The sequence below is a fragment of the Ekhidna sp. genome (assembly GCF_963691765.1).
Taxonomy (GTDB): domain Bacteria; phylum Bacteroidota; class Bacteroidia; order Cytophagales; family Cyclobacteriaceae; genus Ekhidna.
Window position 1 is genome coordinate 4,378,267 of record NZ_OY829375.1, and the last position, 12,945, is coordinate 4,391,211.

At 38.3% G+C, this 12,945-nt stretch carries 8 protein-coding genes and 1 tRNA gene; 7 read left to right on the top strand and 2 right to left on the bottom strand.

The genetic code is table 11. The features are described from left to right. Nucleotides 1-10: 10 nt before the first annotated feature. A complete protein-coding gene (purL, locus tag ACY650_RS19360; protein WP_462250182.1) occupies nt 11-3,688 on the top strand; it encodes a phosphoribosylformylglycinamidine synthase in 3,678 nt (1,225 codons plus the stop codon). 109 nt (nt 3,689-3,797) lie between these two features. Here purL and ACY650_RS19365 read toward each other — a convergent pair whose 3' ends face one another. After that, nucleotides 3,798-5,654 (bottom strand): serine hydrolase domain-containing protein, encoded by a 1,857-nt coding sequence (locus ACY650_RS19365; RefSeq protein WP_462250184.1) that lies wholly within the window; start codon nt 5,652-5,654, stop codon nt 3,798-3,800. 336 nt (nt 5,655-5,990) lie between these two features. Here ACY650_RS19365 and ACY650_RS19370 point away from each other — a divergent pair. From ACY650_RS19370 to ACY650_RS19390, 5 genes are all read left to right on the top strand, one after another. After that, nucleotides 5,991-6,063, top strand: a tRNA-Gln gene (locus ACY650_RS19370). 42 nt (nt 6,064-6,105) lie between these two features. Next, nucleotides 6,106-7,035, top strand: coding sequence for a ribose-phosphate pyrophosphokinase (locus tag ACY650_RS19375; protein ID WP_462250186.1), 930 nt, complete (start codon nt 6,106-6,108; stop codon nt 7,033-7,035). A 24-nt stretch (nt 7,036-7,059) separates the two neighbouring features. Further along, the gene (locus tag ACY650_RS19380; RefSeq protein ID WP_462250188.1) at nt 7,060-7,701 is read left to right on the top strand and encodes a 50S ribosomal protein L25/general stress protein Ctc; all 642 of its coding nucleotides are present in this window, start codon (nt 7,060-7,062) and stop codon (nt 7,699-7,701) included. 60 nt (nt 7,702-7,761) lie between these two features. After that, on the top strand, nt 7,762-8,319 hold the full coding sequence (gene pth, locus ACY650_RS19385; RefSeq protein ID WP_462250190.1) for an aminoacyl-tRNA hydrolase: 558 nt from the start codon (nt 7,762-7,764) through the stop codon (nt 8,317-8,319). Between the two features lie 156 nt (nt 8,320-8,475). Further along, entirely contained in the window at nt 8,476-10,827 is a 2,352-nt protein-coding gene (locus ACY650_RS19390) for an ABC transporter permease (RefSeq protein ID WP_462250192.1), read from the top strand. Nucleotides 10,828-10,829: 2 nt separating this feature from the next. Here ACY650_RS19390 and ACY650_RS19395 read toward each other — a convergent pair whose 3' ends face one another. Continuing rightward, nucleotides 10,830-11,633 carry an aminotransferase class IV gene (locus tag ACY650_RS19395; RefSeq protein ID WP_462250194.1) on the bottom strand — a complete coding sequence of 268 codons (804 nt, stop codon included), beginning with the start codon at nt 11,631-11,633 and terminating at the stop codon, nt 10,830-10,832. Between the two features lie 59 nt (nt 11,634-11,692). Between ACY650_RS19395 and ACY650_RS19400 the strand changes: the two genes are divergently transcribed. Then, a complete protein-coding gene (locus ACY650_RS19400; RefSeq protein ID WP_462250196.1) occupies nt 11,693-12,892 on the top strand; it encodes a BaiN/RdsA family NAD(P)/FAD-dependent oxidoreductase in 1,200 nt (399 codons plus the stop codon). The last annotated feature ends 53 nt before the right edge of the window (nt 12,893-12,945 follow it).

Genomic DNA, 12,945 nt, shown 5'->3' on the forward strand with positions numbered 1-12,945 from the left:
GGTTCCTTCAATGATTCAATTCTTCCAAAATTCTGAAGACGCAATTATCGCCGTTGGCGTAAGCAAACAACTTTCACAATCTGAAATCTCTAAATTAGAATGGCTCTTTTCTGGTGCTCAACCAAGTACTTCTGATAATATCAGCGGTAAATTCATTGGTCCAAGAAAAGAGATGATTTCACCATGGAGCACCAATGCAACTGACATTGCTCACAATGCAGGTATTGATTCAATTGTAAGAATCGAAACTTACCTATCAGAATCATCAGCAGGAGCATTCGACCCAATGCTTCAACAAGTGTACGAGAACCTTGATCAATCTATTTTCACTTTAGAAAGAGCTCCGGAGCCGATCAAGCACATTGAAGATATCACCTCATATAACGAGGCTGAAGGATTAGCGCTTAGCACAGAAGAAATAGAATATCTGGAAGGAGTTGCCAAAGAAATTAATCGCCCGCTTACAGATTCAGAAGTATTTGGTTTTTCTCAGATAAACTCTGAACACTGTCGACATAAAATTTTCAATGGCACATTCATCATCGATGGAGAAGAACAGGAACTATCTCTCTTTCAGTGGATTAAAAAGACTTCAAAGGAAAACCCGAATTACTTAGTATCGGCATATAAAGATAATGTAGCTTTCATTCAAGGACCTTCTGTAGAGCAGTTTGCTCCTGAGACTCAAGACAAGCCAGACTGGTTTAACACCAAAGAGTTCGAATCAGTAATTTCATTAAAAGCCGAGACACACAACTTCCCGACAACTGTCGAACCTTTCAATGGAGCGGCAACAGGATCTGGTGGAGAGATTAGGGACAGGATGGCTGGTGGTCAGGGAAGTATCCCACTGGCTGGCACTGCAGTATATATGACGTCTTATTCAAGACTCGAAGAAGCTAAAAGTTGGGAAAAGCCTGCTCGCAAATGGCTCTATCAAACTCCGCAAGAAATACTTACTAAAGCCTCGAACGGAGCCAGTGATTATGGAAACAAGTTCGGCCAGCCCTTAATCTGTGGAAGTGTATTAACCTTCGAACACGAGGAAACAGGAAAGAAATATGGTTATGATAAAGTAATCATGCAAGCAGGAGGCATTGGATATGGGAAGAAGAAAGAAGCGCAGAAAAAACCGGTTAGCCCGGGAGAGAAGATTGTAGTGATGGGTGGTGACAATTACCGCATTGGAATGGGCGGTGGAGCTGTTTCTTCTGTAGACACAGGGGCTTTCAATCAAGCACTAGAGCTCAATGCCGTGCAGCGTTCTAACCCTGAGATGCAAAAACGTGTTTCCAATGCAGTAAGAGCAATGGTAGAAATGGAGGACAACACAATTGTTTCAATACACGATCATGGTGCTGGAGGACATCTCAATTGTCTTTCCGAGTTAGTAGAGGAAACTGGAGGTCAAATTGACCTGAATAAGCTTCCTATAGGAGATGAGACGCTCTCTGCTAAGGAGGTGTTAGGAAACGAATCTCAAGAAAGAATGGGCCTTGTTATCAAGGAACAAGATGCAGAATACCTTAAAAGGGTCTCTGAAAGAGAGAGAGCTCCTTATTACGAGGTTGGTGAGGCAGATGCTAATAATGAACTTACCTTCAAAAATGACGATCAAGATTCACCGTTCGACCTGAAACTGCATCACCTATTTGGTTCCTCGCCAAAAACCATTCTAGAAGATAATACTCAGCAGCTGTCTTTTGAAGATATCAACTACTCAGCGAATGACATTGAGGTATACCTACATAAGGTGTTGCAACTTGAGGCAGTGGCATGTAAAGACTGGCTTACCAACAAAGTTGATAGGTGTGTTTCTGGAAGAGTTGCTACTCAGCAGACGTGTGGTGAATTACAATTACCACTTAACAATGTTGGTGTAATGGCGCTTGATTTCAAATCGAACAAAGGCATTGCTACTTCCATCGGTCACTCTCCTATCCCCGGATTAATAGACTCAGGATCAGGATCTAGACTATCCATTACTGAATCATTATCAAACTTGGTTTGGGCTCCACTGAGTAATGGCCTCAAAGGTGTCTCACTGAGTGCCAATTGGATGTGGCCAGCCAAGAATGAAGGCGAAAACGCAAGGCTATACAAAGGTGTAAAAGCAATTAGTGACTTTGCTTGTGAACTTGGAATTAATGTTCCTACAGGAAAGGATTCGATGTCCATGACTCAGAAGTATCCAGACGGAGAAAAAGTGTATGCCCCTGGAACAGTTATTATCAGCTCAGTTGCCGAAGTATCTGACATCAATCAAACAGTAAGTCCGGCACTAGATTACAATCAAAAGGATTCTAGACTATTATATATTGATTTCTCTGGTGGAGAATTTGAGTTAGGAGGATCTTCCTTAGCGCAAGTTCAGTCAAAGATTGGCTCTAGAACTCCCGAAGCAAATGCTCAGGTAGTAGCAAAAGCATTCGAAGCTGTACAGAGTTTAGTCAAGAAAGACTTAGTGCATTCTGGCCATGATGTATCAGCAGGAGGACTGATTACGGCACTACTTGAGATGAATTTCGCAAACACCAAAGGAGGTTTGAATGTTGACTTATCCGGATTAAACGAATCCGATTCAGTTCGAGCACTCTTTTCTGAAAAACCTGCATTGATCATTCAAGTCTCAGGTAATGAAGCACAAAACATATTAAAAGATCAAGGCGTTGAGGCAATTGAAATTGCAAGCTTGATTGATGATAGGAAAATAGAATTTTCTAACGGAAGTTTCACTCATTCCTTTGACATTGAAGAAGCAAGGGATAGCTGGTTTAAGACATCCGCTCTTTTAGACCTTCATCAAACTAAATCTTCTGTTTCGGAGGCTAGATCGAAAAATAGGTTCAATCAACCGCTCTCCTATTCATTTCCAAAACGATTTGATGGTAAAGCATCTACATTCAATCTAGACTTTGACAGAAAAGAAAAGTCTGGAATTAAAGCTGCTATCATTCGTGAACAAGGAGTAAATAGTGATAGAGAAATGGCATATGCACTATGGCTTGCTGGCTTTGATGTAAAAGATGTGCACATGACGGATCTCATTACTGGCAGAGAAGATCTGAGTGAAGTAAACGTAATTGTCTTTGTTGGAGGATTCTCAAACTCAGATGTTCTTGGATCAGCAAAAGGATGGGCTGGATCATTTCTTTTCAATGAAAAAGCGAAAGCAGCTCTTGACAATTTCTACGCAAGAAAAGACACATTGAGTTTAGGTGTTTGTAACGGTTGTCAACTAATGATGGAATTGGGACTGGTGTATCCTGAGTTAGGTGATTCACATCCAAAAATGCACCACAATTCATCTGGTAAGTTTGAATGTGCATTTGTGAGTGTAGACATTGAAAATAATAATTCCATCATGCTGCAATCCATGGCTGGATCGAAGCTTGGAATATGGCTTGCTCACGGCGAAGGAAGATTTGAATTATCAGGTGTAGAAACTGACTATTCGATTCCTGTTAAATACTCAAATAGCGAATTCCCTGGAAATACGAATGGAAGTACATTTAATACCGCTGCATTAGTCTCAAAAGATGGAAGACACTTAGCAATAATGCCACACCTTGAAAGATCTTTATTCCAATGGAACTGGCCCCATAAGACCGGCTTAGAAGGCGTAGAAGTTTCTCCATGGATGGAACCTTTTGCAAATGCATTAGGATGGGTGAAAGCGAATGCTTAGACTTTTAAAGCTATAGCAATTAAGAATAATCCAATACCTCTGTTGCTTTGATATAATTAGTAAAAGGGTGCGATTAAAAAAGGTATTGTTTGATTTCTTGATGGCTATTTCAAATAAAGTTCCAGTAAAAAAGACCAAGTGCATGCATCCCAAGTGCAACGCTATATAACCCATATGCTATGCGTGAAAAAATTGATCCTTCTCTTCTCCAAAGGATATAAATAAAGGATACGAAACTTATTAGGGCAAATAAGGCAACAACTAACGCTAAATGATTGGCGATTCTGAAATTTTCGGGAGTGCCAAAAAGAAATTCGTTTGTATTCTTAATCAAGGGTACAATGGCTGAGAAGATGTGAAGAATTACAGAAAGTATCCCAAGCAATGCAATTAAGTAGTTGATAGGATTCAAAATGTCCCACTTCCAAAAGCCTCGCTTTTTAATTCTTATCAGTGATACGATACACGCCCCAATTATTATTAATGAATATCCCAAAATCACTAAAAGCACAAATCCGTAATATTCATTGACAAACGTTGGACTATTGTACCATTTTGTCTTTTCAAAGGTCGATGGAATTGCAAGGCCACCAATGTTGATATTGCGATATAATTTTTCAACCTTTCCCGACTCATCAATGATGAAAATCATCTTTTCATTCGGGTTGATTTCATTCACAAAGACGTGGTTTCCAATGTGAGAGTAGTTATGCATCTCACCATTGTGGAATGCGAGTAGACCCTTTTCGCTTTCCCATATTTCAAATACACCTTTAAATAAAGAGATTATGTTTTCGACACCTTCTCTGTCGAATCTACTGTTTCGATATTCTCCAGCATATTTAGAAAAATCAGTTTGAACAAGTGGGCTTGAATTTGCGTCTACTGTTCCGAAAAATTTCTTAAAAAAAAATGGATAGAATTCCTCTAAGAAAGTATCATCATTGGTGTTTATCGCTATAAAAAGTCCGCTTCCATCAGGAAGAAATACTAACTGACTGTAATATCCCATGAGCATTCCTCCTTTAGCCCAATAGGTTTGATCTCCCACTCTTTGCTCTTCAAGCCCTAAACTATACCCCGTCAGCAATTCATGATTTGAAAATTGTCTTCGAAAAAGAAGACTCCAAGAATTAGCTAAAAGTATCAAAGGGCTCTTATTAATGGAAGCGTTTAATAGTTTACTAATATCACTAGATGTAGAAATGAAACTTCCTGCTGGAAGCGCATGTCTGGCATATTCTTGGGTGTATAGAAATTCACCATTTTTGCCTTTTGTATGTCCATTCGCGTAGGATTGATCATTTTGATAATCGAATTGAAACCCTACCATCGAATCATCCATACCCAATGGATCAAAAATTCTTTCTTTAATATATCTATCAAAAGGAAGTCCTGAGACCTTCTCTACAATGTAACCAGCAAGTGCATAGCTATAGTTGGAATAGCTTATATCTATACCCACATCCTGATAAAATTCTGGCAAATTTCTCACTAAATGTTCTCCCAAGGATTGAAGAGAACTTGAATCTTTTGATAAGTATCCAATGTTTCTATCATTCATCCCTGCTGCATGAGTCAGTAGGTCTCTCAGGGTCAGATCATTGAAATCAGATTTTCTTTGTAAATCAAAGTCTATGTAAGCCGTAACATCTATATCTAGATCTAAATTACCGGCATCTACCTGTTGAAGAACAGCTATTGCAGTCAGTACTTTCCCAACCGATCCTAACTGAAACTTGATTGTCGGGTCAATTTTCGATTCGGCATTCCATTCGGACACACCGTATGAACCTATCCAGGTTGTATCATGATTGATAAATGCACACGATAATCCGGGAAATCTTCCCAATTCAACTCCTGAAGCAAATGCCGAATCTAAATGACTAACTATTGATTTATCCTCTTGAGATAAACATGAAAATGATATCAAAAGGAAAACTATTCTTATCAGGAGCAGCTTCATTTATTGAACTTTTAAGGATAAGACATCCTCATCTAAATCCAATGTTGCATGTGATAAAGAAATCTATCTACCTCAATACTTATAATCATTTCAATAGAAGCTATAGATCAAGAAATGCTAAGGTCTTTAAAACCAATGTTGATTGGATTTGTATTCAAGGATATAATTCGGCTTATGTTTCGTAAAATTTGCCACGAATTGAGGACATCTAAATTCAGAAAATAAAACCTTTGCAAAAGATCGTTTAGAACATTTTTATTTTTGCCATAAAGAACTAATTTTGCCGTCCGTTTAGACGGAAGTGAGGGACAAACACTTGAAAAAACATCCCGGTATTGGCCTATGGTGTAACTGGCAACACGTCTGATTTTGGTTCAGAAGAGTCTAGGTTCGAGCCCTAGTAGGCCAACTTTATAATCCCGCTAACACTGGCGGGATTTATTTTAAAAAGATGTCATCAGTAAAGATATTTTCAGGCTCAGCGCACCCAGATTTAGCAAAGGCAATTGCGGATAATTATGGTAAGCCTCTTGGGCTAAGTGAAAAACAAACCTTTAGCGATGGCGAAATGGGAGTATACTTTACAGAATCTGTTCGCGGATCTGACGTCTTCCTTATTCAACCTACTGTTCCTCCTGCTGACAATATTTGGGAATTACTCTTGATGATAGATGCGGCCAGAAGAGCTAGCGCCAAGTACGTAACTGTCGTGGTTCCTTATTTTGGATATGCTAGACAAGACAGAAAAGACAAGCCAAGAGTATCTATTGCTGCCAAGCTTGCAGCAGATGTTCTAACTTCAGCTGGGGCAGATCGAATCATGACATGTGACCTTCATGCTGGCCAAATTCAAGGATTCTTTGACATTCCTGTTGATCACTTAGATGCTTCAGCAATATTTTATCCGTATTTGAAAAGCTTGAATTTGGATAACATGATCATTGCTTCACCAGATGTTGGTGGGACCGCACGCGCACGATCATATGCCAAGCTATTTCAAGTAGACATGGTAATCTGTGATAAACATAGAAAGCGGGCAAATGAAGTAGCATCTATGCAGGTTATTGGCGATGTTGAGGGAAAAGACGTTGTTCTTGTTGACGACATGGTTGACACTGCTGGAACAATCAGCAAGGCTGGCACTCTTTTAAAAGAAAAAGGAGCTAACTCAGTTAGAGCAGTTGCTACTCATGGAGTACTCTCCGGAAATGCATACAAAAACATTGAAGAATCTGCGTTAGAAGAATTGATTATCACTGATACAATTCCTCAAAAACAAGATTCACCGAAAATAAAAGTATTGACCGTGGCTGAACTTTTCGCAAAAGCTATTAGAAAGATCCACGATCATGAATCTATTAGTTCATTATTTATTAAGTAACCATATTTTAAAACAAATTCAATTATGAAAACTGTTGAGATTATAGGGTATAAAAGAGCAAATCTCGGCAAGACAGAAGCGAAGCGCTTAAGAGAAGAAGGAATGGTTCCATGCGTTGTATACGGTGGAGATCATCAAATTCATTTCTACGCTCCAATGATCTTGTTCAGAGACCTTGTATACACTGACGAAGCGCACTTTGCTTTATTAACAATTGAAGGAGAACCAGAGCCGTTCGAAGCCATTATTCAGGATGTACAATTTCACCCAGTTAGTGAAATCATCATGCATGCTGATTTCTTGCAACTATTCAGAGGAACACCTATCAAGATGAACATCCCAGTTCACCCAGTAGGCACAGCTCCTGGAACTCAGCAAGGTGGTAAGTTGATCAGAAAGATCAAGTACCTACAAATTAAAGCTTTGCCTAAGAACATGCCAGAATACATCGAAGTAGATGTTTCTAAACTTGGATTAGGTAAGTCTATCAAAGTAGGAGAACTTGAAGTAGGAGAATACGAAATTTTAAACAGTCCATTAGTAACCTTAGCAGGTATCGAGGTACCTAGAGCCCTTAGAGGTAAAACTGAGGAGGAAGAAGAAGGTGATGGAGAAGAAGGAGCTGAAGGAGCTGATGCACCTGCAGCAGAAGCTTCAGAATCCTAATGGATTTCTAAAACACAACTTTAATCCCGACCTTCGCGTCGGGATTTTTTTTTGCTCAAAATGAAATATTTAATCGTAGGACTAGGAAATATCGGGGCTGAATATGAGCTCACCAGACATAATATTGGCTTTCTTGTATTAGACAGGCTAGCTGATGAGCAAGGTGCTAAATTTGAGATGAATAAGCTCGCCTATACTGCTGAAATTAAACATAAGGGTCGAACACTTCATTTAATCAAACCCACCACTTACATGAACCTGAGTGGAAAAGCTGCAAACCATTATTTACAAACTCATAAGATTCCGAAAGAAAATCTATTAGTTATCACTGATGACATTGCGCTCCCTTATGGCAAAATCAGGTTAAAGAAAAAAGGATCTGCTGGTGGGCACAATGGCCTGAAAAACATCGAACAACTAACGGGAGGTCAGAATTATCCAAGGCTTAGATTTGGAGTCGGAGATGATTTTTACAAAGGAAGACAAGTTGACTATGTTTTAAGTCCTTTTACAAAATCTGAAATGGATGATTTAGTTCCCAATATGGACAGGTCTATTGAAGCAATCTTTTCATTCACAAGTATTGGTATAGATCGTACAATGAATCAATTCAATTAGTGGTCCATTTCAAAAACTAGCGCATTGTAAATACAACCAAAATAAGAGTTTTGTTTTCTTATTTGAGGAACACTTGTAACCATCTTGTATATTTCAAGTATTCTATTTTGAAAGCAACCTGTTACACACATTCGTGTCCTTGAACAAAACTCTGCTATGAAATACTACTTTAAAATCACCTTCCGAAACCTCTTAAGACATAAGGTATCATCACTCATAAATTTAATTGGACTCACCACCGGTCTGTCTTGTGCATTTTTCATCTACCTCTGGGTGCAAGATGAACTTCAAGTAAATAAGTTTCATGAAAAAGATGATCGCCTGTATAGGGTAATGGAGTTCCAAACTTACTCGAATGAGAAATTCGCAACCAACTCCACTCCTGGCATATTAGGACCTAATCTTAAATTAGATTTTCCTGAGATAAAATATGCTGCCACTACTACCTGGATAGGGAAATTTTTACTTTCTTCGGAGAATACGTATTTCAAAGAAGATGGCTTTCATGTTGGAAAAGACTATTTCAACATTTTCACATACCCTTTACTTATAGGTAATCCTGACAATGTACTTGAGGAAAAAAATTCCATTTGTATTTCGCGAGATGTGGCAGTGAAATTCTTTGGAAGTATTGATAACGCAGTTGGAAAAACCATGAAATACGAAGGAAATCGAGATTTTATGGTCACAGGAGTCTTCGAAAATATCACTTCCAACTCTACCCATGTGTTTGACTTTGTATTACCAATGCAAGACTATTTAGACCATAATGATTGGGCGAATTATTGGGGTAATAACGGACCTCATACATACACCATCTTAGCGGATGGTGCAGACCCGGCAGAGGTCTCAAAAAAGATTTCAGGTTATATCAAGTCTAAAGAAGACGATAGTAATATTGATCTGTTTCTTAAAAAATACTCCGAACAATACTTATATGGTCGCTATACAAATGGAGTACAAGATGGAGGACGGATTGAGTACATCAGGTTGTTTTCCATTATAGCTGTATTCATTTTAATAATTGCTTGTATCAATTTCATGAATCTTTCCACGGCAAGGGCTTCCAAGCGAGCGCATGAGGTGGGAGTAAGAAAGGCGATTGGAGCAGATAGAAGCATGCTCATTAGACATTTTATTGGAGAATCTATCTTGATCACGTTCTTTTCAATGCTATTGGCAATCTTGTTAGTTGCACTATTTCTACCTCAGTTCAACATAATTACAGATAAAAACATAGTTCTTCAAGCTACTCCGGCTTTAATAACTGTATCCTTGATTACAGTTTTTGTAACCGGAATTCTAGCTGGAAGTTACCCTGCGCTATATCTTACCCATTTCAATCCTGTTAAGGTCCTTAAGGGAGAAATAAAAAGCTCCGCAGGTGAAATATGGGCAAGAAAAGGACTTGTAATTTTTCAATTCACAATCACAATCATTCTAATAGTTGGGGTTATTGTCATCTATAGTCAAACCCAATACGCATTCACTAAAAACCTGGGATACAATCAAGAGAATGTCGTCTTTTTCAGCCAGGATGGATCAATAGAAGATCGCACCGAAGCATTTCTTACAGAGTTGAGACGCATACCTGGAGTAGCGAGCGCCGCTGGAACAAGTCATACATTAGTGAGTCAGATGAGTAATACTCATGGTTTAGAGTGGCGTGGAAAATCCCCGGAAGAAAGGATTCTTTTTGAGAATATCAGAGTTGATGAAGAATTTCAAAAGACATTAGGGATGACTCTTATTAACGGCAGATGGTTTGACAAATCATTCGGAGCGGATAGTACCAAAATGGTGATCAATGAGGCTGCAGCAAGAGTAATGGGATTTACAGCTGATGAAGCTGTAGGAGAAACCATAAGATTATGGGATGAGTATGACCTTCAAATCATAGGTGTATTGGAAGATTTTCATTACCAATCAATACATCAAGAAGTATCCCCAGCATTCTTTTGGTTAAGAGACACATGGAACGTAGCTGTTCGACTTGAAAAAGGCAGAGAAGTGGAAACTATGGGGGCAATTCAAGAACTATATGAATCATTTTCTCCTGGATTCATCTTTGAATATGAATTCCTTGACAAGAGCTATCAAGAATTGTATGATTCTGAACAAAGAGTCGGGACTCTTTCTTCATATTTTGCTGGATTTGCTATCGTAATATCTTGCTTAGGATTATTTGGTTTGGCTTCGTTTACTGCTGAAAGAAGATTGAAGGAAATTGGAATAAGAAAGGTTCTTGGAGCTTCAGTAACCAACATTGTGATGATGCTATCAAAAGACTTCACAAGGTTAGTAGGCATATCTATTCTAATCGCAATTCCAATATCATACTATTTTATGAGTAAATGGCTTGAAGGCTTTGCATACAAAATCGATTTGAGCTTTTGGATCTTCCTGGGAACAGCGCTCATATCTCTTTTAATAGCCTGGCTTACAGTTAGTTCTCAAGCCCTCAGAGCTGCAAATGTCAATCCATCCAAGTGTTTAAAGGACGAATGATATTATTGGAGAAGGTCTACAAAAGCCTGCTGGATCTTTAATGTTTGAGCACCTATCTGACCTTCTCCTATTTTTTTTCCATCAATTGTTACGATAGGCATTACCTCTTTGAGAGTACTGCTTATAAATACCTCATCTGCTTCAAATAGCATTCCTACTGAAATATCTTGAACAGACACAGGCAATATCTCTTCGGCAAAAGACAATATATTTTTGCGCGTAACCCCAAGCAAAATATTATTCTGAGGTGTTAGCAACATACCATCCTTTACCAAAAATATGTTACTCCGCGAAGCTTCACTGATAATACCATTGCTGTGGTAAACTACATCGATCGCATTTGCCTTCTTTTTTGCTCGATGAAGATGATTACTTGTTAGGTAATTAATACTCTTGATTGAAGGGTATTCTCTGAGATATTCGTGAAGAATAACATTCGCTGTTGATGGATTATTATGCGAAGATATATTTGAATTCGTAATATAGAAGAGCGGCTTCAGCACTTCTTCAGATTCATTCCCATCAGCTAACAACATTAATCGAAAAGTTGATTCATCAAAATTATTAGCTTCCTGGAGCTTCCTGACCGCAACTCGTATTTCTTCCTTTTCAATGTTATCATCAAAATCCAAAAATGATTGCGATTTATAGAATCGATCTAAATGGTCTTCCATAAATGCTGGCCTACCCCCTCGCCCTCTAAATAGATCAAAAATTCCAAAGCCACGCTGAAGACCTAAATTATGTATAGAAATAGATGCCTTTGATTCATCAACAATCGAACCATTGAAATAACAGTATGCCATAGCGAAATTATATTTCACAAGGTAAGAATCTTTATCTAAATCTTCGGATAATTGCTCCTGTGAAAGTAATCGTTATTGGAGGAGGAGCAGCTGGTTTTTTTTCAGCAATAAATATTGCAGAAAAAAACCCTGGTTATCAAGTAACAATACTTGAGAAAACAAACAAGCTTCTTAGCAAAGTAAAAGTATCCGGAGGTGGCCGTTGCAATGTGACGAACGAAAGAGCAAAACCATCAGAATTGGTCAATTTCTATCCTAGAGGAGGTAAAAAACTGCATCAAGTTTTCAAGAAATTCACCACATCAGACATGGTGAATTGGCTCAAATCAAAAGGTGTTGAAACAAAGACGGAAAACGATCTCAGGATGTTTCCTATAACAGATTCGTCTCAAACCATCATTGACTGTTTTTTATCTGAAGCCAACAGATTAAATGTTCAGATAATACAAAATCAATCAATGACAAGAATCGAACAAATAGCATATAAGTGGAAGATAACAACCACAAATTCTGATTTTGAGGCAGATAAAGTGATAATTGCAACAGGATCCTCACCTGCAAGTTTGAATTTACTTTCCGATTTAGGGCTTGAATTATCAGCATTAGAGCCATCGCTATTTACATTCAACATTAAAGATGAGCGCCTTAATCAATTACAAGGAATTTCATTCACAAATGCCAATATTAAGATCACTGGTAGCAAATTAGAAGAGTCTGGCCCGTTACTAATTACCCACTGGGGATTGAGTGGTCCGGCAATCCTAAAACTATCTGCATGGGGAGCATATCACTTGGCTTCTGTGGACTATCAGTTTGATATTTTGGTGAATTACGTTGGCAATCTAAAATCAGAAGAAATCAGAGAACAACTCATCAAATACAAAAGCTTAAATCCAAAACGAAAACTGATCAATTATCCGCTATTCGAATTACCAAAACGTTTTTGGGAAAACATGCTAATAATTTGTGGCATTGATGACAATCACAGTTGTTCGGATCTTTCTAAAAAACAAATCAACAAACTGGTTGAGGAACTTTATCAGGGAAGGTATAAGGTAACAGGCAAAAGCACATTCAAAGATGAATTTGTAACAGCAGGAGGAATTAAACTTGCTGAAATAGACTTGAACACGTTTGAATGTAAACGTTACCCGAACTTATACATCGCGGGAGAAGTATTGGATATTGACGCGCTTACTGGAGGGTTCAATTTCCAAGCATGTTGGTCTGCGGGATGGATTATATCCGATAATATCTAAAATGCATTATTCATTAATTTCTTTTACAGAAAATTCGAAATTGAGCAAAAAGT

Excerpts from the sequence above, each read along its gene's own strand:
- purL (WP_462250182.1), top strand. The coding sequence starts at position 11 with ATGATTCAATTCTTCCAAAATTCTGAAGACGCAATTATCGCCGTTGGC.
- ACY650_RS19365 (WP_462250184.1), bottom strand. The coding sequence starts at position 5,654 with ATGAAGCTGCTCCTGATAAGAATAGTTTTCCTTTTGATATCATTTTCA.
- ACY650_RS19375 (WP_462250186.1), top strand. The coding sequence starts at position 6,106 with ATGTCATCAGTAAAGATATTTTCAGGCTCAGCGCACCCAGATTTAGCA.
- ACY650_RS19380 (WP_462250188.1), top strand. The coding sequence starts at position 7,060 with ATGAAAACTGTTGAGATTATAGGGTATAAAAGAGCAAATCTCGGCAAG.
- pth (WP_462250190.1), top strand. The coding sequence starts at position 7,762 with ATGAAATATTTAATCGTAGGACTAGGAAATATCGGGGCTGAATATGAG.
- ACY650_RS19390 (WP_462250192.1), top strand. The coding sequence starts at position 8,476 with ATGAAATACTACTTTAAAATCACCTTCCGAAACCTCTTAAGACATAAG.
- ACY650_RS19395 (WP_462250194.1), bottom strand. The coding sequence starts at position 11,633 with ATGGCATACTGTTATTTCAATGGTTCGATTGTTGATGAATCAAAGGCA.